Origin of the sequence: Bradyrhizobium sp. ORS 111, assembly GCF_045571485.1 — a bacterium.
Classification (GTDB): domain Bacteria; phylum Pseudomonadota; class Alphaproteobacteria; order Rhizobiales; family Xanthobacteraceae; genus Bradyrhizobium.
The window spans coordinates 1932717-1957030 of record NZ_CP120701.1; the positions used below are offsets into that span (position 1 = coordinate 1932717).

Consider the following 24314-nt stretch of genomic DNA (forward strand, 5'->3'; position numbering starts at 1 on the left):
CATGCAGGGCGGCGCCGCAGCACTGGCCTACCGCGGCAGGACCGCCTCGATCGGCTTTGCCCATGGTCCGTTCGTCCGCGTCGGTGCGGATGCGAGCGGGGAGCGGATTGCGGGTTCGCTGGTCGAGGAAGCGCTCGCACTTCGCAAGGCCATCGACGCTGCGAGCGGGCAGATCGCTGAGCTTGCGGCGATGGCCGGCGGCGAGGCCGCGCAGATTCTCGAATTCCAGGTCGCACTGCTCGAGGACGAGGATTTCATCGAAGGGATATTCGCGGCGATCGGCGAGGGCGATGCTGCCGACGTCGCATGGCGCTCGGCGCTCGACGCGCAGATCGCCGACTACAATTCCGCCGAGGATGAATATCTGAAGGCGCGCTCCTCCGACCTCGCCGACCTGCGCGATCGTGTGACGACGATCCTGCGCGGCGGCGGCGCTCAGGCGCTGACGATTCCGAGCGGCGCCGTGGTCTGCGCCGATGACCTGCCGCCGTCGCGATTCCTGGAGATCGACTGGTCTGGTGGCGGGGGCCTCGCGCTGCTGCGCGGCAGTCCGACCAGCCACGTCGCAATGCTGGCGCGTGCGCGCGGCATTCCCATGGTGGTGCAGCTCGGCGCCGTGCCTGAACTCGGAGCCACCGCGCTGCTCGACGGCGAAGGCGCAACGCTCGAGCTCGACCCGAATGCCGAGCAGCTTCGCCTGTTCGAGAAGCGGCGCGACATCCATCGCAAGAGCCGGGCCTCCGCCCGCGCGATCCTACGGCGGCCGACGGCCTTGTGGCGTGGCGAGCGGATCAAGCTGTTCATCAATATCCAGCACGTCGACGATCTCGCGCATGCCGATGCGCAATATGCCGACGGCATCGGGCTGATGCGAACCGAGTTTCTGCTCACCGAGCGGGGCGGCCTGCCCGACGAGGAGGCCCAGTTCGCAGCCTATGATGCGGTCTTGCGCTGGGCCGGGCAGCGCCCGGTCACGATTCGCACCTTCGATGCCGGCGGCGACAAGCCGGTGCCGGGATTTACGATCGACGGCGAGGCCAATCCCTTTCTTGGCGTTCGCGGCTTGCGGCTGTGCCTGGCGCGACCCGAGATTTTCACCGTCCAGCTCCGCGCGTTGGCGCGTGCGGCGGCGCGTGGCAACCTCAAGGTCATGTTCCCGATGGTCACCTGTGCCGACGAGCTCGAGGCGGGGCGGAAGCTGTTCGCCGACACGGTACAACGCTTGCAGGCCGAGGGCATTGCCGCGATGCTTCCGGAGCTGGGAATCATGGTTGAGGTCCCGGCGGCGGCTCTGGCGGTCGACAGCTTCGAGGCCGCCTTCTTCTCAATCGGCTCGAACGATCTCGCGCAATATGTGCTGGCCTGCGATCGTTCCAATGGAGCGCTTGCCCCGTTGATGGATCCCCTGCATCCGGCCGTGCTCGAACTGATCGCGCGGACCGCGGAGCATGGGCGGCGCGCCGGAATCAGCGTGAGCCTGTGCGGCGACATGGCGAGCGACCCGCGCTGCCTGCCTGCGCTGTTGAACTGCGGCATGCGCGAGCTGTCCGTGACCACGTCTGCGCTCGCGCAGATCAAGCAGACCATGGATCGGCTGAGCAGCGGAGGCAGCTTTGGCTGACACGGCGACCGATGAACCGGCTGAAGCCGGCGCTGTTGCGGTCTACAAGCGCATCTTCAAGGAGGTGCTGGAGAGCCGCCCGTCGGGCATGCGGCTTCGCCTTGCCCACGCCATGGGCAAGAACCGCAGCTTCGTCAGCCAGATCAGTAATCCGGCCTATCCGGTGCCGATCCCGGTGCAGCATCTCAGCACGATCTTCGACGTCTGCCACTTTCCGCCGCAAGCCAAGGCCGCCTTCCTGCGCGCCTACGCCCGCGCGCATCCGCGCCGGATCGGCCGGCTGACCGAAGGCTCGCATGAGCGGACCTTGATGCTGCATTTGCCGGATCTCGGCAGTTCCAAGCGCAACGCCGAGCTGGATGCGCTGCTGCAGGAGTTCGCGCGGCGGCTCGTTGCCATCATGCGGGAAAAATAGCCGCGGGGTGCAGAGAGACGGAGAGGGGAGGAAAGAGTGAAAAAATTCTTCAATTCGGTCGAAAGCGTGCTTGCAGAAAGCCTCGATGGGTTCGCGGCGGCGCATGCCGATCTCGTCGCGCTCGGCGCGGAGCGGAAATTCATCCGACGCCGCGAGCTCAATCCGCGGAAGGTCGCGCTGGTCTCGGGCGGCGGCAGCGGACACGAACCGCTGCATGCGGGCTTCGTCGGCTACGGCATGCTGGATGCGGCCTGTCCGGGCCAGGTGTTCACCTCGCCGACGCCCGACCAGATCGTCGAGGCCGCGCAGGCCGTTGCAGGCGATGCCGGCGTGCTGTTCATCGTGAAGAACTATGCGGGCGATCGCATGAACTTCGAGATGGCGGCCGAGATCGCCGAGGGCCGCGTCGCCACCATCGTGACGGATGACGACGTCGCGGTCGAGAACTCCACGCACAGCATCGGGCGCCGTGGCGTCGCCGGCACGCTGGTCGTCGAGAAGATCGTGGGCGCCGCCGCCGAGAAGGGTCTCGACCTCGAGGGTTGCGTCGCACTCGGCGAGCGCGTCAATGCGCGAACCCGTTCGATGGGCGTGGCACTGACGAGCTGCACGGTGCCGGCCGCGGGCACGCCGACGTTTTCGCTTGGCGAGGACGAGATAGAGATCGGGGTCGGTATTCACGGTGAACCGGGACGTCGGCGCGTCAAGCTGGCGCGTGCCGACGCGATCGCGGACGAGGTGACCACAGCCATCGTTCAGGATCTCGACGTGCGCGACGAGGCTGAGGCCCTCCTGCTCGTTAACGGATTTGGCGGGACGCCGACAATCGAGCTTTATCTGATGTACGACGCGGCGCGCCGCATGCTGGAGGCGCGCGGCCTGCGCATCGCACGCTCGTTGGTCGGCAGCTACGTCACTTCGCTCGATATGGCCGGATGCTCGCTGACCGTGAGCCTGCTCGATAGCGAGACCATTGCGCTCTGGGATCATCCCGTGCGCACGGCCGCATTGAAATGGTGACCGATACAATGCGCGGCTGCTGATTTTCAGATCGCGCCTTGCCGACGATCGGGATCGTACGCATGCATCGGAAGTGTGCCGGTTCACCCTCCCTGAAACTTGCCGTGTCCTTCGGGCACGGCATCTTTTTGTCTGGAGCATGCAGACGGAGCATGGCGAGCGACAGCGAGTGACCGGTCAGCGCGTGAAACTCTGGGCGTTGCCGGCGTCGACATTGATAATGTTGCCCGTCGATTTGGCCGACATGTCCGAAGCCAGGAAATAGACGGCCTCCGCGATGTCTTCCGGGAACACCGAGCGCTTGAGCATTGACCGCTTGCGATAGTGCTCTTCCAGCTCGTCCGGGTGCATCGAATAGGCGGCAGCACGCTGCTCTCGCCATTCGCCGGTCCATATCTTGGAGCCGCGCAGCACTGCGTCCGGATTTACCGTGTTCACTCGGATCTGATGCTCCGCGCCTTCGAGCGCCAGGCAGCGGGCGAGGTGAATTTCGGCTGCCTTCGCCGTACAATAGGCGGCGGCATTGGGCGAGGCGGCGAGCCCGTTTTTCGATGCGATGAAGACGATATTGCCGCCGATCTGCTGCTGTATGAAATAGCGGAACGCTTCGCGCGAGACCAGAAAATAGCCTTTCGTTAGGATATCGTGGTTGCGGTTCCACATGGAAAGCTTGGTGTCCACGATGGATGCGGACGATGAGATGCCGGCATTGGACACCACGATGTCGATACCGCCGAACTCTACAACACTGGTGATGAAGGCAGCGGCGACGTCGCTTTCCTCGGTGACATCGAGCTTCACCGGCCGCACGCAATCCTTGCCATAGGCGGCGCCGAGTTCTTCGTTGGCCTCCGCGAGCGAGGCCTCGTCGATGTCCGCGATCATAACGCAGGCGCCTTCGCGCAGCAGCCGCGTGGCGGTCGCCCTGCCGATACCGCCGGCGCCGCCGGTGACGAGCGCGATGCGTCCTGCCAGCGATTTCGGCTTCGGCATGCGCTGCAACTTGGCTTCCTCGAGCGACCAGTATTCGATGTCGAAAGCTTCCTGGTCGGGCAGACCGACATAGGAGGAGACGGCCGAGGCGCCGCGCATGACATTGATCGCGTTCACGTAGAATTCGCTGGAAATGCGCGCCGTCGCCTTGTCGGCGGCGAAAGTGAACATGCCGATTCCGGGCATCAGATAAACCACCGGGTTTGGGTCGCGTATGGCCGGCGAAGCCGCGCGTTTGCACCTGTCGTAATAGGCCTGGTAGTCCGCGCGATAGACGGCGACCGAATTGGAGAGGTGGGCAAGCACAGTGTCGACATCGGGTTTGGCCGGGTCGAACTCGATCACCAGCGGTCGAATCTTTGTGCGCAGGAAATGATCGGGGCACGACGTACCGAGGGCTGCCAGCGGCCGCAGGTTGTTGGAGTTGACGAACTCCAGAACAGCATCGGAATCGTCGAAATGGCCGATCTTGTAGCTTCCGCCCGATATCATGCCGCGAATCTTCGGCATCAATCTCGCGGCGATTTCACGCCGCCGGTCTGCGGGCAGCGATGTGACCGCCGCTCCGCCAAAGGCCGCCTTGTGCCCGGTTTCGTCTTCGAACCACTGGATAGCTCGGTTGATTGTCGCAATGGTCGTCTCGTAGCACTGCTTCGGCGTATCGCCCCAGGTGAAGAGCCCGTGACTTTCCAGCACGACGCCGTTGGCGTCGGGGTTGTCTCGACAGAATTTTTCGAGCCAGAGGCCAAGCTCGAAGCCTGGCCGTTTCCACGGCAGCCAGCCGATCCGGTTGCCGAAGATCTGCTGCGTGAGCATCCTGGAGTCCTTCGCTGCCGCGATGGCGATGATCGCGTCCGGATGCATGTGGTCGACGAAGGGCTTTGGCACGAAGGCGTGCAAAGGCGTGTCGATAGAAGCCGCCCGGGGATTGAGATCGAAGGTACAGTGCGGCAGATAGGCGACCATCTCGTCCTCGTGCTCGAGTCCTCGGTAGAGACGTTTCAGCGCGCGCAGCCGGTCCATGTACAGGGTGGCGAAGCCCTCGAGTTTGATCGTGGCGCTGTCGCCGCCGGAGCCTTTCACCCACAGAATTTCGACTTGCTCGCCGGTCAGCGGATCCCTCTGCCAGATCTTGGATGAAGTGTTGCCGCCTCCGTAATTGGTCACGCGTTTGTCGGAGCCGAGGATGTTGGAACGGTACACGAGCCGCTCGGGCTCGCTCATCGCCGCCGCCTTGGCGTCGTCCCAAAGGTTCGCGAGCCGGGCTGCAGCGTGTGTGTCTGACATGGAATTCTCCTGTGCGGCACGGACGATGGACGAGATCCATTCAGGGCAACCAACGATAAAAGTCAATCACCGAGAGACGCAATCCAATCGTATTGCGGCGCGTCATGATTGTCCTCGATCAAAATTGCTTGCGTTCTGCGCGATGGTGCGTAAGTTAGATCAAGACGCTGAAGCGCGGTGCCCGGAGGAAATTCATTGAACGATTTGGTCCGCCAGCGGCTGATCGTGGAATTGCTGCGCGATCGCCCGTTCGCGTCAGTGCGCGAATTGCAGGAGCGCCTCGGCGTTTCAGCGGCGACTGTCCGGCGCGATATCGACAAGATCGATGAACTGGGCAACGCGCGGAAGGTCTACGGCGGCGTTTCGGCGCTTGACGTGGCGTCGAAGGCGGGCACCGCTTTCGCGCGCCCCTATGACGAGAACCGCGACCTGGCGGTGGAAGCCAAACTGCAGATCGCCGAACTCGCGGCCACGATGGTGCAGGACGGCGAAGCTGTCATTGTCAATGGTGGCTCGACCTGCTTCCACCTCGGCGTGAAGCTCGCCGACCGCAATATCCGCCTCTTCACCAATTCGATGCCGTTGGCCGGCTATCTCGGCGACCACGGGTGCTGCAGCCTGACAGTGGCGGGGGGCGATCTGCACCGCGAGCCGCGGGTGATCTATTCGCCGCACCATGCACCGCAGTTCTATGCGTCGAAATACTTCGTCGGTGCCCAGGGCATCGCGGCCGAGGGCCTGCTGGAGTCGCACCCGCTGATGGTGCGTTCGATCATCGAGCTGAGCCAGAACGCAGACCAGATCATCGTGCTGGCCGACAGCCGGAAATTCTCGATCCATGCGCGCAATGTCTCGTTACCGCTTTCACGCGTCGGCACCGTGATCACGGATGAGGCGCTGAGCGACGCCGCCGCCCGCATGCTGGAAAATGCCGGAGTGAACGTACGCATCGCGCGGGCGACGGGACAGGATGGCTGACATGCCCAGCGCCAAGCCGACATCCAAGCCCATGCTGGACATGCGCGATATCAGCAAGACGTTCGGCCCGGTGCAGGCGCTCAAGAACGTTTCCCTGACCGCATTTCCCGGCGAGCTGCATGCTCTGATGGGTGAGAACGGCGCGGGCAAGTCGACCTTGATGAAGGTGCTGTCGGGGGCCTATCGGCCGGATTCGGGCGGCGAGATCCTGATCGACGGAAAGCCGGTTGCGACCGGAGATCCGATCAAGGCGCGGGCGAATGGCATCGCCGTGATCTATCAGGAGCTGTCGCTAGCGCCCAACCTGACGGTCGCGCAGAACATTTTCCTCGGCAACGAGCCCCGGCGGTTCGGCATCGTGGATGTCGGCAAGATCACGGCGCGCGCCGAAACGATCCTCGATCGCCTCGGTGTCTCGTTTTCGCCGCGTACCAAGGTAGCGCGGTTGTCACTCGGCGAGCGGCAGTTGGTCGAGATCGCGCGCGCGTTGTCGACCGATGCGCGGATCATCGTGCTCGATGAGCCGACCACATCTCTCACGTCGCGCGAAACCGACCGTCTGTTCGAGGTCATTGCCGGCCTGAAGGCGCAAGGCATCGCCATCATCTATATCAGTCACCGGATGGAGGAGGTATACGAACTTGCTGACCGCGTCAGTGTGCTCCGCGATGGCGGTTTTGTCGGCACGCTGGAGCGCAGCGAGCTCAGCGCCTCGCGTCTGGTGTCGATGATGGTCGGGCGCGACCTATCGGCTTTCTACAAGAAGGATCATCGCCCGCCGGGCGTGCGCCGCCCGGTCGCTCTGGCGGTGCGAGGCATATGCGACGGCGTGCTGGTGCGGGACTGTTCCTTCGATTTGCACGAAGGCGAGGTTCTCGCGCTGTCGGGACTTGTCGGCTCGGGACGCACGGAACTGGCGCGGCTGATCTTTGGCGCCGATCGCAAAACGGCGGGTTCATTGCAACTCGACGGCAAGCCGGTCGACATTTCCTCGCCCGCAGCGGCGCTGAACGCTGGGATCACCTATCTGACCGAAGACCGCAAGGAGCTCGGCGTCTTCCTCGACATGTCGGTCGCGGACAACGTCAACATGGGTGTGCTGTCGCGCGACGCGAGCCGTTTCGGCTGGCGCGACTATGCGATCGGGGACAGACGGGCCGGGCAGGCGGTATCGGATCTGTCCATCCGCACCAAGTCGACCAAGGTGAATGTCGGCTCGCTGTCCGGCGGCAACCAGCAGAAGGTGCTTCTCGCCCGCCTGCTTGAAACGAAGCCGAAGGTCGTCATCCTGGACGAGCCGACCCGCGGTGTCGATGTCGGCGCCAAGTCCGAGATCTACCGGATCATCGATGACCTCGCCAAGAACGGTATCGCGATCCTGATGATCTCCAGCGAGCTGCCTGAAGTCATCGGCGTCGCCGACCGGGCGCTGGTGATGCGTGACGGCGCGATCGTCGGCGAGGTGGCTGCCTACGAGGGCAAGCCGATCAGTCAGGAAGCGATCATGGAGCTCGCGACCGGAGCATCGGGAACATGAGCAATAAAGCGACAACATCGACCGCTCGGGCGGCGGCTCTGCGACAGATGCGCTTCCAGACGGCTTTTGCCGCCTTGGGCATGCTGCCGATCCTGGTGTTGTTGGCTGTCGGCTTTCAGCTGGTCAATCCGCGCTTCATGACAGATACCAACTTGCTGATCGTTATGCAGCAGTCGTCGATCAACATCGTCCTGGCGGCCGGCATGACTTTTGTCATCCTCACCGGCGGCATCGATCTGTCGGTCGGATCCGTGCTGGCGGCCTCGGCCATGGTCGCCGTCATCGTCTCACTGATGCCTGATATCGGCCTGCTCGGCGTGCCGGCTGCCATCCTGGTCGGCCTCTGCTTCGGTCTCGTCAACGGGCTCCTCGTCGCCTATGTCAAGCTGCCGCCCTTCATCGTCACCTTGGGCTCGCTCACGGCCGTGCGCGGCATTGCGCGCCTGCTCGGCAACGACACCACTGTCTTCAATGCCTCTCTGCCTTTCGATGTCCTGGGTAACGGAGTTTTCCTCGGCATCCCCTGGCTCGTCATCATAGCGCTCGCGGTTGTTGTCATCTCGTGGCTCGTGCTCACGCGCACCGTGCTCGGAACCTGGATCTATGCAGTGGGCGGCAACGCCGAAGCCGCGCGACTCACTGGCATCAAGGTGCCGTTGGTGCTGCTCTTCGTCTATGGCGTCTCCGGCCTGCTGGCAGGCCTCGGTGGCGCATTGTCGGCAGCCCGGCTCTATGCCGCCAACGGGCTTCAACTCGGCCAGTCCTACGAACTCGACGCCATCGCCGCGGTGATTCTCGGCGGCACCAGCTTTGTCGGTGGCGTCGGCTCGATCTGGGGCACGCTGGTCGGCGGCCTGATCATTGCCGTGCTGTCCAACGGCCTCATCCTCGCCGGGATCTCCGACATCTGGCAGTACATCATCAAGGGATTGGTCATCATCGTCGCGGTTGCTCTCGACCGCTATCGGCTCCAGGCAGCGGGAGCACGGACATGATCGACCTCAATGCGCCGGCCTCTCGTGTCCCGCTTAGCAAGTTCGTTGCGTTCTCGGCCAACTCCGCGAAGCGACACTCGTCAGGCTTTACACAACGCACCGCGACAGGTGCGGCACCATCGGAGGAAACCAAATGAAGTTCGTCACCAGACTGCTCTGCGCCACCGCCCTGGCGTCGATCGCGCTTGCTCCGGCATCCGCCAAGGAGCTCAATAAGGTCGGCATCTCGGTCGGCTTGCTCGGCAATCCGTTCTTCGTCGCGACTATCAAGGGCATCGAGGACGCCGCCAAGAAGATCAATCCGAAGGTCCAGGTCACGTCCGTGTCCGCCGACTATGACCTCAACAAGCAGGTCTCGCAGGTCGACAGCTTCATCGCTGCTGGTGTCGATGTGATCATGTTGAACGCCGTCGATGCGAAGGCGATTGCGCCGGCGGTGAAGAAGGCGCAGGCGGCCGGAATTGTCGTCGCTGCATTCGATGTGTCGGCGCCCGGCGCCGACGTCACGGTGATGACCAACAACGTCAAGGCGGGCGAGGAGGCCTGCCAGTATCTGGTCGACCGAACGGGCGGCAAGGGCAACTACATCATCATCAACGGCCCGGCGTCGTCGTCCATTCTGGACCGCGTCCAGGGCTGCAAGAAGTTGCTGACCAAGTATCCCGACATCAAGATCCTGTCGGACGACCAGAACGCGGAAGGCTCGCGTGACGGTGGTCTGAAGGTGTTTCAAGCTCTGCTGACCCGCTTCGACAAGATCGATGCGGTCTTCGCCATCAACGATCCGACGGCGATCGGCGCGCAGCTTGCCGCTCGCCAGCTAAACCGCAAGGAGTTCATCATCACGGCGGTCGACGGCGCGCCCGATATCGAGAAGGAGTTCGCCAGCGGCAAGTCGCTGATCAAGGCATCGGCCTCGCAGGATCCGTATGTCATGGCCGGACAGTCGCTCAACATGGCGGCGGAGGTCCTTGCCGGCAAGAAGCCGGCCGAGCCAACCGTTCTGCTCGATCCGAAGCTGATCACGGCCGAAAACCTCAAGGACTACAAGGGCTGGACCGCAGCCCGCTAACGCGCCTCGACGAGCCCGGCCGTGCCACGGCGGCCGGGCGTTCTGACCTCAACGGGAAGCAGCACCATGGCTCATGTGGGCATTCATTCCTTCGTCTGGTCGGCCAGCTCGGATCAGGCCGCGCTGGATCGCACGCTGGAGAACACCAAAGAGGCGGGTTTCGACCTGATCGAATTCTCCTATCTCGATCCGGCCAACGTCGACATCGATCGGCTGGCCAAGCGGATCGCGTCGCTCGGACTTGGCGTCGCGACCAGCATCGGGTTGCCGGCGGACGGTGACATTTCCAGTGCGGATAAGGATGTGGCCGCGCGCGGCGTCGCCATTCTCGATCGGATGGTCGCGCTGACGCGGGATATCGGCGGCGGGACGCTTGCCGGTATCCTGCAGACAAGTCACGGCCTGCAGACCGACGTGCCGACAACGGACGGATGGAATCGCAGCGCACATACGCTCGCGGCCGTCGCGGAACGAGCCAAGCGGGCCGGCGTTTCGCTGAACGTGGAGTTGGTCAATCGATTCGAATGCAATCTGCTCAACACCGCGGCCCAGGGCCTCGCCTATATTGAGACCTCGGGTTCGGACAACATCTTCCTTCATCTTGACACCTTCCACATGAATATCGAGGAGGCCGATGTGGCGCTCGCGATACGGCATGCCCGGGACAAGATCGGCTATGTCCACATTGGAGAAAGCCATCGTGGCTATCTCGGGACCGGCAGCATTGACTGGCCGTCGGTGTTCGATGCCCTCATCGACATCGGCTATTCGAAGGACATCACCTTCGAATCCTTCTCCTCGGAGATCGTGGATCAGAACCTGTCGCGCAAGACGGCGATCTGGCGCAACCTCTGGTCCGACAACAGGGATCTTGCCACGCATGCGCGGCGTTTCATCGACGTCGGCCTGGAAACGGCACGTCGGAAGCACGCGCTCGTCAAAGCGGAACACCGGCCGTGACGACACCTGCATCGCAAAGCGGTCCGCTTGCCGTTTTCGATCTCGGGAAGACAAATTCCAAGCTGTTTGTCTTTTCGGAGGACGGCGCCGTTCTGGACGAGCGGCGCAGCAGGCCGGTTTGGGGCTCCCACAAGGGGAGGGCGGTGCTGGACGAGCAGCATCTCTTCCACTGGATGAGCCAGGAGTTGTCAGATGTGGTGGCTAGGCACGACGTGACCGGGCTCATGATCTCTGCTCACGGCTGCACCTTCGCGCTGGTGCGCGGGGACACAGGATTGCTGCATCCAATTCTCGATTACGAGCAGGAGATTCCCGACGCGATCGCCGCAAAGGTCGCTCCGAGCCTGCCCGCCTTTTCCGAAACCTACACGCCGCATCTGCCGTTGGGGTTTTGCATCGCACGCCACATCTTCTGGCTCGCGGAAGAGGAGCCGCAGGCCTTCGCCGAAACCGAGTCCATCCTGTGCTACCCGCAATACTGGGTCTGGCGATTCACAGGCCGGCATGTCTCCGAGTATTCCTATCTCGGCGCGCATAATCAGCTCTGGGCGCCGCTGAAGCGCGATTACAGCTCGCTGGTCGACCGTCTGGGATGGCGCTCCAGGTTCCCTGCAATCGTTCCTTCCGGCGCCATCGTTGGCCAGACGACCGTGCGTCTCAACGACGGCTCGAAGAAGACCATCGATGTGCACAATGGAGTCCATGATTCCAATTCGGCGCTCGCTTACTACCGCATGACCGGGCTCGAACATTTCACGATCGTCTCGACCGGAACCTGGGTCATCATCATCAATCTCGATTGTCCGCTGAACGCGCTCGATGAGGAGCGCGACATGCTCTCCAATGTGACTGTCAATGGCGAGCCGGCGCCGTCGCTGCGCTTCATGGGCGGGCGCGAATATGACCTGCTCAGCGGCGGCTGGACCAAGCCGATTGGCCCCGTCGCGGTCGAGGCGGTGATGGCGCGCGGCGTGTTCGCGCTGCCATCATGGGCTGCCGGGGGGCCATTTCCGGAGATCAAGGGCGAAATCGTCGGCGGCGATGTCGCGGGCGAGGAGCGCGCCGCCGTCGCCGCGCTCTATGTCGTGATGATGACAGACTTGTCGCTCGACCTGATCCGCTCGACTAACAAGGTGGTGGTCGATGGCGGCCTGGCGAAGATCGACCTCTACACCTCCATGCTGGCGCAGCTTCGGCCTGAGCAGGCGGTGGTCCGCAGCACCATGAGCGAGGGATCCGCCACGGGTGCTGCTGCACTCGCCTTCAAGGCGCGAGGTTTGTTTCCGTTCAAGGACGAGACGGTGGCTGTCGTCGCGAGCGGCGTCGCCGGGCTCGAGGCCTATCGCGATCGGTGGCGTGAGCTCGCGAGCGCGGCGCGGGCAAGGGCGCGCCGCGCTGCGGGACTGGAGTAAGCGGAATGGCCGACACGCCCGCCTTTGTGACATTGAGTGGCATCTCCAAGGCCTTCGCCGGCGTGAAGGTGCTCAGGGATGTCGGTTTCGACGTGCGCCCGGGCGAGGTGCATGCGCTGCTCGGCGAAAACGGCGCGGGCAAGTCGACGCTGATCAAGATTCTGTCGGGCCTCTACACGCCCGATACCGGCACGATGATCATCGACGGCAAGAGCGTGAAGTTCGCTTCGCCCCGCGACGCGACGGCCGCGGGTATCGCGACCGTCTATCAGGAGCTGCTGCTTTTTCCCGAGCTTTCGGTGGCCGAAAACGTATTTCTCGGCAACTACCCCCGCACGTCGATCGGCATCATCGATTGGGCCGAGGTGCGTTCGCGCACGCGTGAGCTGCTCGATTCACTCGACACCCACGATCTCGATGTCGATGCCAAGGTGCTATCGCTTTCGGTCGCTCAGCGCCAGCGCGTGGAGATCGCCAAGGCGCTGTCGAAGAACGCGCGCGTGCTGATCATGGACGAGCCGACGGCTTCCCTCGTCGAGGCCGATGTGCGCCGGCTCATGGATATCGTACGCCAGTTGCGTGCTCGCGGTGTCGGCATCATTTACGTGAGCCATCGCATGTCCGAGATCTTTGCCTTGGCCGACCGTGTCACGGTGCTGCGCGACGGAGCTTTCGTGGCGACCAGGGATATCGGCGATGTCGACGAAGCCGGGCTGGTTTCGCTCATGGTTGGCCGTTCGATCGAGAGTCTGTTCCCCAAGCTCGACGTCTCCATCGGCGAAACGGTGCTGGAAGTGAAGGACCTCAATCATGGCCGGCATGTCCGCGACATCTCGTTCGCGCTGCGCAAGGGCGAGATTCTCGGCGTGGCCGGCCTTGTCGGTTCGGGCCGGACGGAGCTGGCGCTCACGCTTTTCGGCATGACGCCGGCGGCGTCGGGGGAGATCCTGCTTGACGGCAGGCCGGTGTCGATCGGATCGCCAGTACAGGCGCGCGATCTCGGCATCGCCTATGTGCCAGAGGATCGCGGTTTGCAGGGATTGGTCAAGCCGATGGCGGTGCGCAAGAATGTGACCATGGCGACTCTCGAGGAGGTATCGAGCGGCATCTTCCTTAAGGCGCGTGAAGAGGCCTCTCGTGCCATGGCCGCGGTCAAACGCCTCGGCATTCGCTGTCGGACGATCGACCAGCCCGTTGGGCAGCTTTCTGGCGGCAACCAGCAGAAAGTCGTGATTGCCAAATGGCTGCAGACGAACCCGCGTATCCTCATTCTCGATGAGCCGACCCGCGGCGTCGACGTCGGGGCGAAGTCGGAGATCCATTCGGTCATGGGCGAGCTCGTCAAGCAGGGCGTGGCCATTCTGATGATCTCCAGCGAACTGCCTGAAGTGCTCGGCATGAGCGACCGGGTGCTGGTGATGAGCGACGGAAGGATCACGGATGTGCTCGACCGCGTCGAGGCGACACCTGAGCGCGTCGGGGCTGCGATGACGGCACGGAAACCGGCGGAGGCAGCGTGATGGCCGTGACCGGAGTTGAGCTGTCGTCTGCCCGTCCGCAGCGAAAGCCGCGCCTCGGCGGCCTGAAACGCCTGATGTCGGACTATGGACAGGAGGTCGTGGTGTTCGCTGCGATCATCGCTCTGTTCGTGGTCGTCACATTGATCAATCCGCGCTTCATCAGCGCCAACAACCTGACCTCGATTTTCGCCGGCAACGCCTATATCGCGGTGGCCGCGATCGGCATGTCGATGGTCATCATCACCGGCAACATCGATGTTTCCGTCGGCGCGCTGATCGGCGTGCTGGCGACGATCTCGGGGACGCTCGCGGTCGCCGGCTATCCGGTCTGGGTGGCGTGGTTCGTCCCCGTGCTGGTCGGCATGGCGATCAACGCGGTCATCGGCGTGCTCGTCGCCTACGCCAAGATCCCCTCGATCGTGGTGACGCTGGGGGCGTTGTCCATCCTGCGTGGCGGTCTCATCAGCGTCACCGGCGGAACCTGGATATCCAACCTGCCGCCCGAGTTCCTGATCGCGCAGAAGAGACTTCTTGGCATTCCCGTGCCGCTGGTCGCGATGTTGTTGCTGACGCTCGCTGCCGCAGCTTGGATGCGTTATTTCGCCTTCGGGCGATCGCTCTATGCGCTCGGCGGGAATCCCGAGGCCGCAATGGCCAGTGGCATACCGGCCGAACGGCGCACCGTGGCAGTGTTCATCATCCATGGCTTCTTTGCAGGGCTCGCGACGATCCTCTTCGCCACACAGCTTCAGGTGATCCAATCCACCGTGCCGCCAAACCTGGAACTGACCATCATCACGGCTGCGGTCATCGGAGGCGCCTCGATCCTGGGAGGCAGCGGAACGGTCGTCGGCTCCACACTGGCGGCGATCCTCTTCGCGACGATCGGATCGGCGCTGATCTTCACCAATGTCTCGGCTTATTGGCTGCGCGCGGTCATCGGTTCGCTCATCCTGGCGACCGTGCTGGCCGACATGCTGCGTCGCCGGCGTAACGCTTAGTCAGAGAGGGCGGCGATGACGCTGCGTTCCTTCATTCGTCACGAGACCTTGCTGACGCTGCTGCTGGCGCTGGTGCTGGTCGTCCTGTCCTTTCAGTCGGACAAGTTCTTTACGGTGCAGAACCTGCTGAACCAGGGCCGTCTGATGACCGAGACAGGTCTGATCGCGATCACCATGACCTTCATCATCGCGACAGGCGGTATCGATCTCTCGGTCGGCTCAATCCTTGGCCTCTCGGCGATCCTGACGGGTGTGTTCTGGCACAACGTCGGCCTGTCTTTGCCCTTGACCGCCGTCGCAGCGATCGCTGTCGGCACTGTCGCCGGCCTGGTCAACGGGATCATTATCACGCGCTTCAAGGTGCCGCCGCTGATCGCGACGCTGGCAACGCTGGCGCTCTATCGCGGTCTGGCAGAGGGCATCAGCCAGGCGCGTTCGGTGCGCGGCTACCCCGAATGGTTCTACGTGCTGGGTCAGGGACAAGTTCTCGGCGTGCCGACACAGCTTTGGATCCTGCTTCTGGCTGCGATCACGGCCTCCATCGCCCTTACCTACACGCGCTGCGGCCGAACCGTGTATGTCATCGGCTTCAACGAGGTTGCGGCACGGTTTTCCGGTCTCTCCGTCGAGGGGACGAAGCTCGCCCTTTACACTGCGTCCGGTTTCACCGCCGCGGTGGCGGCGGTGATTTTCGTGTCGCGCGTCTCGACGACTCGCTCGGACATGGGCACCGGCATCGAACTCGACGCCATCACGGCGGTCGTCCTTGGTGGCACATCGATCTTTGGCGGGCGGGGCACCGTTCTCGGTACGGTCATCGGGCTCTGCCTGATCCAGGCGCTGAAGAATGGTCTATCGCTCGCCGGCGTCAAAGGCGACGGCACGATCATGCTGATCGGCGTCGTACTGATCCTGGCGATCCTGGTTAGCAACCTTTTCGAGAGAAGCGGCGCTCGATAGCTCGGAGAACGTCGTTGCTCATTGCCGCGTGAAGTGACCGGACAACACTGGAGGAAACAATGGGTAGGATACTTCTGTCTGCGCTGCTGGCGCTATCGTTATCGACCGGCCTCAGTCATGCCGCTTCGACTTGGACCGGGGGCGACGACCTGCCGACCAATCCGCTGGCTTGCGATGCGACACCGGCGAAGGCCGAGCCGAAGCCGTATGACGGTGGTCAGCCGAGCAAGGCTCCTGACCGAAAGGGCAAGACGCTCAACGTCGTCGACGTGCCCAAGCTGGTCGGGATCGGCTACTTCAACGCGACATCCAAGGGTATCGCGGACGCGGCCAAGGAAATCGGCACGATGAAGGCCAAGACTGACGGTCCGAGCAAGGCCAACATCGACGACCAGATCACGCTGATCGACAACTACATCACCAGCGGCGTCGACGGCATCCTTTTTGCCGCGAACGATCCGGTGGCGATCTCGCCCGTGCTCAAGAAGGCCCTGCAGGCGGGCATCAACGTCGTCGGTTACGACGCCAACTCCGAGCCAAGCGCGCGTCAGTGGTTCGTCAACCAAGCCGAGTTCAACGGCATCGCCAAGGCGATGGTGGACTCGATGGCCGCCGGGATCGGCGAGGAGGGGGCTTTCGCCATCGTCACATCGACCTTCACCACACCTAACCAGGCGCGCTGGATCGCCGAGATGGCCGCGTACCAGAAGAAATGCCACCCCAAGATGAAGTGGCTGGAAACGGTCGAGGCGCAGGAAGACAACATCCTGTCCTTCAATCAGTCCAATACGCTGATCAACAAGTACGGCGACGAATTGAAGGGCATCTTCGGCATGACGTCCGTCGCGACGCCAGCCGCCGCCGATGCGGTGACGCAAGCGAAGAAGTGCGGTCAGGTCACCGTCGTCGGCCTGGCGACTCCGAATGCGATGAAACCCTATGTTTCGTCCGGCTGCGTAAAGTCGGTGGTGCTGTGGAATCCGGTCGATCTCGGCTATGCGGCAGCCTATGTGCTGCGCGCCGTGGCTGACGGTACGCTGCAGCCAGGCGCGACCTCGGTGAAGGCCGGCAAGCTGGGTGACCTCAAGGTCATCAATGGCTCGGAAATTCTGCTCGGCTCGCCGACAGTTTTCACCAAGGACAACATCAATAACTTCGACTTCTGATCGAAAGTCGGGGAGGCGCATGGTGCGCCTCCCCGCAACGATCGCACGACGGCCGCCGAGGCGGCGTATTGGCATATCGATGACTCAATCCATGAAGCCTTTGGACTGGCGCACGGAACTTCAGGCGTTGCGCGACTTTTCCGCGCTCATCGGCGCCGACTCGCTGCTGACCCAGGCCGCCGGCGGCAACACCTCGCTCAAGGACGGCGATACGCTCTGGATCAAGGCATCGGGCACGTGGCTCGCGCATGCGCGGGAGCGCGACATCATGGTTCCGGTGCGAATGGCGCCGCTGCTTGATGCCGTTGCGAACGCGCAACCGGAGGCCGAACAGGCCCAGTTGTTTACCCTCTCCGATCAAAGTCCTTCCGGCCTGCGCCCATCCATCGAGACCACAGTTCATGCCTTGATGCCGCAGCGTGTCGTCGCGCACGTCCATTGCGTCGACACCATCGCTCTGGCGGTCCGTGAGGACGCGATGCCGATCCTGCAGGACCGGTTGCGCGGATTGAACTGGGCCTATGTGCCGTACAGGCGGCCGGGGCTGCCTCTGGCACTCGGTATCGCCGAACACCGGCACCGGCGTCCCGATGTCATCATCCTCGGCAATCACGGACTGGTGGTTGCGGCGGAAACCGTCGCTGATACGGCGGCTCTGTTGTCGCGCGTGAAGCGGTTGCTGACGCAGGATGCACGCCTGGCGCCGGCCGGCGATCCGGAGGCGTTGTCGAAGCTGGCGGGCGACAACTACCGGCTTCCGGCAAGCGATGTCGCCCATGCTGTCGCGACGGATGCGGCCAGCACGGCGATGGCGGTCGGCGGGAGCCTCTATCCTGATCACGTCATTTTTCTGGGCGTCGGTTCCGTTGCGGCTGGGGTCGGCGAGACTGCGGATGATGCTGTCGCTCGTCTCGGGACGGCGCCGGTAGAGATTCTCTTTCCCGGCAAAGGGGTGCTGATGCGCCGGGACGCGACGCCCGCAGCGGATGCGATGGCGAGGTGTCTCGCCGACGTCATAGCGCGCGTGCCTGAAGGTGCCCCTCTGCGCTATCTGACCAACGAGGAGAACCTTGAGCTGACGAACTGGGACGCCGAAAAATATCGGCAGAAGCTCGACGCCATGGTTCCCTCGGCGACCAGAGGTATCTTCTGATGTCCGCGATTGTCATCGGCATCGACATCGGTACGTCAGGGGCGCGTGCCGTCGCCTTGGATGCCGCAAGCACGATTGTCGCCCAAGCGACGGCTTCCTTGTCTGATTTCGGTGCGGATCCTCGCGATCCGAACATCTGGTGGGCAGCCGTCGCGCGCAGCATCCAGGGCTGCGTAAGGTCGATCGGCGGCAGCAAGGTCCGCGCCATGGCCGTTGATGGCACGTCTGGCACGGTGCTCCCCGTCGACGCGACCGGCCGGCCGCTCGCCGCGCCGTTGATGTACAATGAGAAGGTCGCAGACGCCGGCCTGCTGGCTCGCATCGCACCGCTGATGCCGCCGGAGAGCGCGGCGCACGGCCCCACATCCGGCTTGGCGAAGATGCTGTGCTTTCAGTCGATCCCTGACGTGGCCAAGCTCCTGCATCAGGCGGACTGGATTGTCGGAAGGTTATCCGGCCATTTCGACGTGACCGACGAAAACAACGCGTTGAAGTCCGGCTACGATCCGGTCGCCGGCAGATGGCCGGAATGGATTGCCGGTACTGGGCTTAAGCCGGAATTTCTGCCGCAGGTGCTCGCACCGGGCGCGGTGATCGGATCGATCCTGCCTGCGGTGGCCGCCGAATTCGGGCTGCCGTCGGACGTTTGCATTGTCGCCGGCACGACGGATGGTTGCGCGTCGTTTTTGGCGACAGGTGCAAGCGCGCCTGGCGACGGCGTTAGCGCGCTCGGCTCCTCGCTCACCCTCAAGCTGCTCTCGACTGCGCCAATCTTCGCGCCCGAGTTTGGCATCTATAGCCACCGTATCCTTGGCATGTGGCTCGCGGGCGGGGCGTCCAATACAGGAGGCAGGGTGTTGGCACATTTTTTCGATCCAGACAGCCTGCGGCGCCTGTCGGCAACTATCGATCCATCTCGGCCGGGCGGTCTCGATTACTATCCTCTGCTGTCGCCCGGCGAGCGGTTTCCGATCATGGATCCGTCGCTGCCGCCGCGGCTCGAGCCGCGTCCAGCGCGAGAGGATGATTTTCTCAAAGGCCTGCTCGAAGGCATCGCCGCGATCGAGCAGCTCGGTTATCAACGCCTTGAGGAACTCGGCGCGCCAAAACTGAAATCCGTACGCAGCGTCGGTGGCGGTTCGGCCAATCCGCAATGGACACGCATTCGTCGACGCATGCTGGGCGTGCCGTTTCCGGCGGCGGTGTCGGGAGAGGCTGCGGCCGGAACGGCGCGGCTCGCGCTTGCGGGCGCGCGCAACGCCGGGCTTCTCTAATGCATAACGTTCGAATCCCCCGGGGCATTCAGGACCTCGTCGACGTGTTCGACTGCTTTATCGTGGACCAATTCGGCGTGCTGCATGACGGCACACGGCCCTATCCCGGCGCGGTCGATGCGCTTGTCATGTTGAAGCAGGCCGGCAAGACGATCCTGGTCCTGTCGAATTCCGGACGCCGGTCGGCCCCCAACGAGCAGCGGCTGCTGCGGCTCGGCTTCCAGAACGGAAGCTGGGATTATTTCCTGTCGTCGGGAGAGGTGGCCTGGAAACGACTCGAGGGGAAGCTGAAGGAGCGGGTCGGCGGAGAGCCTTTGAAATGCCTCCTCATGGCGCGCGAGGGCGATCGTTCCGCGGTGGAGGGATTGCCGCTTGAGATCGTGGATTCGGGGGCGGATGCCGATATCGTGCTGCTGTCCGGCAGCATGGGCGATCGTTTCGATATGGATCACTACCGTCGTCTGCTGGAACCGGCCGCCGCGCGCAACGTGACGTGTCTGTGCACCAATCCCGACAAGATCATGCTGACGGAGGTCGGGCCGCGCTTCGGCGCCGGCCGGATCGCCGAGGTCTATGCCGAGATGGGGGCTCCCGTGACATGGATCGGCAAGCCGTTTCCGGAGATCTACGAGGTTGCCGTCGAGATGCTCGGCCGTCCGCTTGCGGCCCGCACGGCCTGCGTCGGCGACAGCATCGAGCACGACATTGCCGGTGGGCAGAGAGCCGGCCTGCCGACAGTGCTTGTCGGCACGGGCATCCTCGGCATGCTGACCGGCGCGGAAAAGGCCGAACTGCTTCGACAGCACGGCGCGGAGCCGGACTATTTTCTCCCGGCATTCGTTTGGTGAGGTGGACCGGAGGCTTGCATGGAAAATGTCATCGCTGGCGAGATCTTGGCCGCAGGTAATGCCGCGCGCGAGAAGACGTTGCGGACAGACTACGCAGCGCTGGGCGAGCAGTTGCAACGCCGCGCCATCGACATCGATGCCATCCTGAAGAAGGTCGAAGCCTTCGCCGTGGCCATCCCGTCCTGGGGCGTCGGCACCGGAGGAACGCGATTCGCGCGCTTTCCCGGCGACGGCGAGCCGCGCGATATCTTCGACAAACTCGAGGATTGCGCAGTCATTCAGCAACTGACCCGCGCCACGCCGAGCGTATCCTTGCACATCCCCTGGGACAGGGCCGACCCGAAACGCTTGAAACAGGCGGCATCGCGTTACGGCCTCGGGTTCGACGCGATGAACTCGAACACCTTCTCCGATGCCGGGGATCAGAAGCATTCCTACAAGTTCGGCTCGCTCTCCCATGCCGATGCCGGCACGCGCCGGCAAGCGGTCGAGCACAACCTCGAATGCATCGAGATCGGAAAGACGCTCGGCTCCAGGGCGCTGACGGTCTGGGTCGGGGACGGTTCGAACTTCCCTGGGCAGGTGAATTTCGCCAGGGCATTCGAGCGCTATCTTGACTCGGTCAAGGCCGTCTACGCGGCATTGCCCAGCGACTGGCGCCTCTTCACGGAGCACAAAATGTACGAACCGGCCTTCTATTCGACGGTCGTGCAAGATTGGGGCACGAACTACATCATCGCGAAGGAACTTGGCGAAAAGGCCTATTGCCTCGTCGATCTCGGTCATCACGCGCCGAACGTCAACATCGAAATGATCGTTTCGCGCCTGATCCAGTTCGGCAAGCTGGGTGGCTTCCATTTCAACGATTCGAAGTACGGCGATGACGACCTGGACGCAGGCTCGATCGATCCCTATCGGCTGTTCCTTGTCTTCAACGAGCTGGTCGATGCCGAGCAGTCCGGGAAGAGGGACTTCGACCCGGCGCATATGCTCGACCAGAGCCATAACGTCACGGACCCGATTGAAAGCCTGATGTTGTCGGCAATCGAAGTGCAGCGGGCCTATGCTCAAGCGCTGCTGGTCGACCGCAAGGCCCTTGGAGCGTATCAGGAGAACAATGACGCGTTGATGGCGACACAGACGTTGAAGGCCGCTTATCGCACCGACGTCGAGCCGATCCTGGCGATGGCACGCCTCAATGCCGGCGGCGCCGTCGATCCGATCGCCACCTATCGAGCCAGCGGCTATCGCAGGAAGGTCGCCACCGAGCGTCCCGCCGTCGCAGCCGGCGGTGGCGGCATCGTCTAAGGGCCTTCACCCTGCAAGAAATCCCCCATCTACCGCGACCACCGTGCCGGGTGTCGGCGGCTTCCTCGCCGGGCGCACCATCTGGCTCGATGCCGTCCTGAAGAATTTTCCGGATCGTGCTGCGGTTTCGGCAAGCCTTCGCACGGATGGCCTCGCCGTGCTGGAACGGCTCAATCGGCTGACTACCGCGAAGGGCACACCCTGGAAGGCGCGCTTTCCGGTTTTCACCGATATCAAGCAGGAAGGCGACTTCGCGCGCGCTTACTGAGGTAGTCGCGGCTCCGTCGTCATCTTTATCTCGATCGCAACGTTTGCAGCACGACTGACCGCGTCACCATTGTATATCCTTGAAGATATTGGTGGGCCCGGCAGGACTCGAACCTGCAACCAGACCGTTATGAGCGGGAGTATCTCGATCGCCCTCGTTGATTTTCTTTCGCTTTCGTTTGGGTTCGATCGCGTTCTTCACATTTCGTTTGCACTGTTTCTGGTGCGGAACTGGTGCGGTTGGGCCCACTGAAGATCGCGGGCTCAAAATCCGGTCCCAGCAAACGATTCTTGCGAAAACGGGGCTTCCTGGAAGGTGGACGCCGACGCTTCTCAAATCTCCTCAATTGTTTCGTCTTCACTGTCCGTCTGAAGGATGGTTTGCGACAGGAGCGAGGCGGCTCTTTGAAGCGGCGGAATGAAGCGATCCAGCTCTGCAAAGCTGACTCGCGCTACAGGCACCGATACGCCAAGGCAGGCTATCAGCGCTCGGTCTGGGGAAACGATGGGGACCGCGCAGCCGACGACGCCCTTCACGTACTCCTCATTGGTCTTGGCCCATCCGCGACGGCGGGTCTCCTTGAGAAGCTTCAGGAGGGTGTCGTAGTCCACAATGGTGTTGTCGGTGTACCGCGTCAGAGCGAGGGAGCGGCATAACTGCTCACGCGCTCTCTCGGGTAACCGGCTCATGTAGATTTTTCCAGTCGAGGTGCAGTGAAGCGGAGCAGCCTCGCCAGGATTGAATTGAAGCCCCTGTGGTTGGGACACACGTACGCTGTCGACGTAAGCGACGACGTTGTCGCGCACGACGCCGATCTCGCACTGTTCGCCTATCTCACCGGCGACCGCGCGCAGGACCGCATGGCGCCGCGCCGTGCGAAAGGCCGCGCCGATAACTTTGGCGGACAGCGTGACCAACTGGTTGCCCACCACATAGCGCTTTGATCCAAGCGCCTTCTGGAGGAGCCCCCGTTCTTCCAAGTTTCCGACAAGCCGATGAGCGGTCGGAACCGGCAAGGAAAGGGCGCTCGCGATTTCCGCGACCGAGACAGCCTTCGTCTGATTGGCGACGTAACCGACGATGGCGAATGCCCGGTCGAGCGGTCTAGCCGTGCTTTCATGCTCCGTCATACGAGTCTCCTATTTCAATAAATTATCATTATTCGGAATAAATACTACTGAAATACGGAAAAATAACTTGGACGCCTCCGCCTTTGCCCATATCGTCGGCGTCGTCGCCTCATGATCAGTTCTTGTGCAGTGCACAGGCCACTTCGGCTAAGCCCAGAATTCGACCGCTGTGGCGAGAGGTGTCCGAGAAGGAGATGAGGAATGTCTCGTCATTACGATGTGGAAGCTGTGCGCAGGGAGTTCCCGGCAGCCGAACGGATGGTCTATCTCGACTCCGGTTTCCAGGCGCCGCTGGCGCGTCCTGTCATGGCCGCGATCGAGACCTTCCTCCGTGAAGGTCTGGAGACGGCCGGTCCGAAAAGCGTATGGCTCGATCGAGTTGAGCAAACGCGTGGCAAGGTCGCCCGTTTCCTTGGGGTGTCGGCCGACGAAATTGCCTTCACGAAGAACACATCGGAAGGCATGAACATCGCGGCGAATGCGTTGCCTCTCCGAGCTGGCGACAACATTTTGATGATCCACGGAGATCATCCAAATAATGCCTATGCCTTCCTCAATTTGAAGAAGAAGGGCGTCCGGATCGACTTCCTCCCCATGACGGATGTCGTAAACGCGGAAACGTTCCTTCCCCACATCGACGAAAAGACTCGCGCGATCTCGCTCTCGCACGTCACCTTCCACGCTGGACATCGCTTCGACATCGAGAGCGTCGGCGCTCTTTGCGCGGATAAGAAGCTGTACTTCGTCGTTGACGTCATGCAGGCGATCGGGGTCGTTCCGATCGACGCGAAAGCTATCCAGGCAAGCTTCGTGGGCTCCGGCAGTCACAAGGGATTGCTCGTCCCTCAAGGTCTTGGACTGCTCTATTGGGATAAGAAGCTGGAGGAGCTGGAGCCTACCTATCTTGCCGCCGCCAGCTTGGCCGAGATTCCTGGCGACCTTATCGCACGTACCGATCGGTTGTCGCCATCTCCGAGCGCGCGACGTTTCGAACTAGGAAACTTCAACCTTCCTGCAATTCACGCACTCGGCGCCTCCCTCGACATGATCGAACAGATCGGGGTGAATAACATTCAGAACCATTGCTTCGATCTGGGCGATCATCTCATCGCTCAACTGGACGATCTCGACCTCACTCTCGTCGGCCCACGTCAGCGGCAGCATCGCTCGCCTCACATCTACGTCGTTGGCCTACCCGCGACAGAATGGCTCAGCTACTTCGAAGAGAATGGGGTGCGTGTTTCCCCCGAACGCGATGGCATTCGCGTGTCGTTCGGCATGTTCAACACGGTCGACGATGTCGATCGTCTGGTCGACCTCATCCGTCGACGCAAATCAAGAAAGTCATTCAGGGCCGCTTAGGATTGGCAGGGAAGCGGACTGATAAAAACACCCG

At 62.7% G+C, this 24314-nt stretch carries 21 protein-coding genes and 1 pseudogene; 20 read left to right on the plus strand and 2 right to left on the minus strand.

Going from position 1 to position 24314, the window contains the following annotated elements:
- Position 1 precedes the first annotated feature (1 nt).
- Genes ptsP through dhaK form a run of 3 tightly spaced genes read left to right on the plus strand, consistent with a single transcriptional unit; the run spans position 2 to position 3056 of the window.
- Positions 2-1621 carry a phosphoenolpyruvate--protein phosphotransferase gene (gene ptsP, locus P6U30_RS08945; protein ID WP_407169033.1) on the plus strand — a complete coding sequence of 540 codons (1620 nt, stop codon included), beginning with the start codon at positions 2-4 and terminating at the stop codon, positions 1619-1621.
- A complete protein-coding gene (locus P6U30_RS08950) occupies positions 1614-2036 on the plus strand; it encodes a hypothetical protein (RefSeq protein ID WP_407169034.1) in 423 nt (140 codons plus the stop codon). The genes ptsP and P6U30_RS08950 overlap by 8 nt, the downstream gene beginning before the upstream one ends.
- A 36-nt stretch (positions 2037-2072) precedes the next feature.
- Positions 2073-3056 (plus strand): dihydroxyacetone kinase subunit DhaK, encoded by a 984-nt coding sequence (gene dhaK / locus P6U30_RS08955; protein WP_407169035.1) that lies wholly within the window; start codon positions 2073-2075, stop codon positions 3054-3056.
- A 177-nt stretch (positions 3057-3233) separates the two neighbouring features.
- Here dhaK and P6U30_RS08960 read toward each other — a convergent pair whose 3' ends face one another.
- Positions 3234-5336, minus strand: coding sequence for a bifunctional rhamnulose-1-phosphate aldolase/short-chain dehydrogenase (locus P6U30_RS08960; protein ID WP_407169036.1), 2103 nt, complete (start codon positions 5334-5336; stop codon positions 3234-3236).
- Between the two features lie 195 nt (positions 5337-5531).
- Here P6U30_RS08960 and P6U30_RS08965 point away from each other — a divergent pair, with 195 nt between their 5' ends.
- From P6U30_RS08965 to P6U30_RS09040, 16 genes and pseudogenes are all read left to right on the plus strand, one after another.
- Positions 5532-6314, plus strand: coding sequence for a DeoR/GlpR family DNA-binding transcription regulator (locus tag P6U30_RS08965; RefSeq protein WP_407169037.1), 783 nt, complete (start codon positions 5532-5534; stop codon positions 6312-6314).
- A 91-nt stretch (positions 6315-6405) separates the two neighbouring features.
- A pseudogene (locus P6U30_RS08970) lies at positions 6406-6786 on the plus strand (ATP-binding cassette domain-containing protein); the annotation flags it as partial.
- Positions 6787-6801: 15 nt separating this feature from the next.
- On the plus strand, positions 6802-7851 hold the full coding sequence (locus tag P6U30_RS08975) for a sugar ABC transporter ATP-binding protein (protein WP_407170408.1): 1050 nt from the start codon (positions 6802-6804) through the stop codon (positions 7849-7851).
- Positions 7848-8846, plus strand: a complete 999-nt coding sequence (locus P6U30_RS08980; protein WP_407169038.1) for an ABC transporter permease subunit — start codon at positions 7848-7850, stop codon at positions 8844-8846. Before P6U30_RS08975 ends, P6U30_RS08980 begins: the two co-directional genes overlap by 4 nt.
- Before the next feature lie 133 nt (positions 8847-8979).
- Positions 8980-9918 (plus strand): ABC transporter substrate-binding protein, encoded by a 939-nt coding sequence (locus P6U30_RS08985; RefSeq protein ID WP_407169039.1) that lies wholly within the window; start codon positions 8980-8982, stop codon positions 9916-9918.
- Between the two features lie 66 nt (positions 9919-9984).
- A complete protein-coding gene (locus P6U30_RS08990; protein WP_407169040.1) occupies positions 9985-10878 on the plus strand; it encodes a sugar phosphate isomerase/epimerase family protein in 894 nt (297 codons plus the stop codon).
- On the plus strand, positions 10875-12290 hold the full coding sequence (locus P6U30_RS08995; protein ID WP_407169041.1) for an FGGY-family carbohydrate kinase: 1416 nt from the start codon (positions 10875-10877) through the stop codon (positions 12288-12290). Before P6U30_RS08990 ends, P6U30_RS08995 begins: the two co-directional genes overlap by 4 nt.
- A 107-nt stretch (positions 12291-12397) precedes the next feature.
- Positions 12398-13810, plus strand: coding sequence for a sugar ABC transporter ATP-binding protein (locus tag P6U30_RS09000; protein WP_407169042.1), 1413 nt, complete (start codon positions 12398-12400; stop codon positions 13808-13810).
- A complete protein-coding gene (locus P6U30_RS09005; RefSeq protein ID WP_407169043.1) occupies positions 13810-14811 on the plus strand; it encodes an ABC transporter permease in 1002 nt (333 codons plus the stop codon). The genes P6U30_RS09000 and P6U30_RS09005 overlap by 1 nt, the downstream gene beginning before the upstream one ends.
- A 15-nt stretch (positions 14812-14826) precedes the next feature.
- Entirely contained in the window at positions 14827-15771 is a 945-nt protein-coding gene (locus P6U30_RS09010) for an ABC transporter permease (RefSeq protein ID WP_407169044.1), read from the plus strand.
- Positions 15772-15830: 59 nt separating this feature from the next.
- On the plus strand, positions 15831-16937 hold the full coding sequence (locus P6U30_RS09015; RefSeq protein WP_407169045.1) for a substrate-binding domain-containing protein: 1107 nt from the start codon (positions 15831-15833) through the stop codon (positions 16935-16937).
- A 91-nt stretch (positions 16938-17028) separates the two neighbouring features.
- Positions 17029-18090 (plus strand): class II aldolase/adducin family protein, encoded by a 1062-nt coding sequence (locus tag P6U30_RS09020; protein WP_407169046.1) that lies wholly within the window; start codon positions 17029-17031, stop codon positions 18088-18090.
- On the plus strand, positions 18090-19364 hold the full coding sequence (locus P6U30_RS09025) for an FGGY-family carbohydrate kinase (RefSeq protein ID WP_407169047.1): 1275 nt from the start codon (positions 18090-18092) through the stop codon (positions 19362-19364). Before P6U30_RS09020 ends, P6U30_RS09025 begins: the two co-directional genes overlap by 1 nt.
- A complete protein-coding gene (locus tag P6U30_RS09030) occupies positions 19364-20212 on the plus strand; it encodes a TIGR01459 family HAD-type hydrolase (RefSeq protein WP_407169048.1) in 849 nt (282 codons plus the stop codon). The genes P6U30_RS09025 and P6U30_RS09030 overlap by 1 nt, the downstream gene beginning before the upstream one ends.
- Positions 20213-20230: 18 nt before the next feature.
- A complete protein-coding gene (gene rhaI / locus P6U30_RS09035) occupies positions 20231-21520 on the plus strand; it encodes an L-rhamnose catabolism isomerase (protein WP_407169049.1) in 1290 nt (429 codons plus the stop codon).
- Between the two features lie 43 nt (positions 21521-21563).
- Complete coding sequence (locus tag P6U30_RS09040) at positions 21564-21788, plus strand: hypothetical protein (protein WP_407169050.1); 225 nt, start codon at positions 21564-21566, stop codon at positions 21786-21788.
- Between the two features lie 332 nt (positions 21789-22120).
- Here the strand turns inward: P6U30_RS09040 and P6U30_RS09045 are convergent, their stop codons facing one another.
- The gene (locus tag P6U30_RS09045) at positions 22121-22918 is read right to left on the minus strand and encodes an IclR family transcriptional regulator (protein WP_280980834.1); all 798 of its coding nucleotides are present in this window, start codon (positions 22916-22918) and stop codon (positions 22121-22123) included.
- 201 nt (positions 22919-23119) lie between these two features.
- Between P6U30_RS09045 and P6U30_RS09050 the strand changes: the two genes are divergently transcribed.
- Positions 23120-24280, plus strand: coding sequence for an aminotransferase class V-fold PLP-dependent enzyme (locus tag P6U30_RS09050; RefSeq protein WP_407169051.1), 1161 nt, complete (start codon positions 23120-23122; stop codon positions 24278-24280).
- Positions 24281-24314 lie beyond the last annotated feature (34 nt).

Bases quoted from the DNA above. Each gene is read 5' to 3' on its own strand.
- ptsP (WP_407169033.1), top strand. From the start codon at position 2: ATGCAGGGCGGCGCCGCAGCACTGGCCTACCGCGGCAGGACCGCCTCG.
- P6U30_RS08960 (WP_407169036.1), bottom strand. From the start codon at position 5,336: ATGTCAGACACACACGCTGCAGCCCGGCTCGCGAACCTTTGGGACGAC.
- P6U30_RS08980 (WP_407169038.1), top strand. From the start codon at position 7,848: ATGAGCAATAAAGCGACAACATCGACCGCTCGGGCGGCGGCTCTGCGA.
- P6U30_RS08985 (WP_407169039.1), top strand. From the start codon at position 8,980: ATGAAGTTCGTCACCAGACTGCTCTGCGCCACCGCCCTGGCGTCGATC.
- P6U30_RS08990 (WP_407169040.1), top strand. From the start codon at position 9,985: ATGGCTCATGTGGGCATTCATTCCTTCGTCTGGTCGGCCAGCTCGGAT.
- P6U30_RS09005 (WP_407169043.1), top strand. From the start codon at position 13,810: ATGGCCGTGACCGGAGTTGAGCTGTCGTCTGCCCGTCCGCAGCGAAAG.
- P6U30_RS09010 (WP_407169044.1), top strand. From the start codon at position 14,827: ATGACGCTGCGTTCCTTCATTCGTCACGAGACCTTGCTGACGCTGCTG.
- P6U30_RS09015 (WP_407169045.1), top strand. From the start codon at position 15,831: ATGGGTAGGATACTTCTGTCTGCGCTGCTGGCGCTATCGTTATCGACC.
- P6U30_RS09020 (WP_407169046.1), top strand. From the start codon at position 17,029: ATGAAGCCTTTGGACTGGCGCACGGAACTTCAGGCGTTGCGCGACTTT.
- P6U30_RS09025 (WP_407169047.1), top strand. From the start codon at position 18,090: ATGTCCGCGATTGTCATCGGCATCGACATCGGTACGTCAGGGGCGCGT.
- P6U30_RS09030 (WP_407169048.1), top strand. From the start codon at position 19,364: ATGCATAACGTTCGAATCCCCCGGGGCATTCAGGACCTCGTCGACGTG.
- rhaI (WP_407169049.1), top strand. From the start codon at position 20,231: ATGGAAAATGTCATCGCTGGCGAGATCTTGGCCGCAGGTAATGCCGCG.
- P6U30_RS09045 (WP_280980834.1), bottom strand. From the start codon at position 22,918: ATGACGGAGCATGAAAGCACGGCTAGACCGCTCGACCGGGCATTCGCC.
- P6U30_RS09050 (WP_407169051.1), top strand. From the start codon at position 23,120: ATGTCTCGTCATTACGATGTGGAAGCTGTGCGCAGGGAGTTCCCGGCA.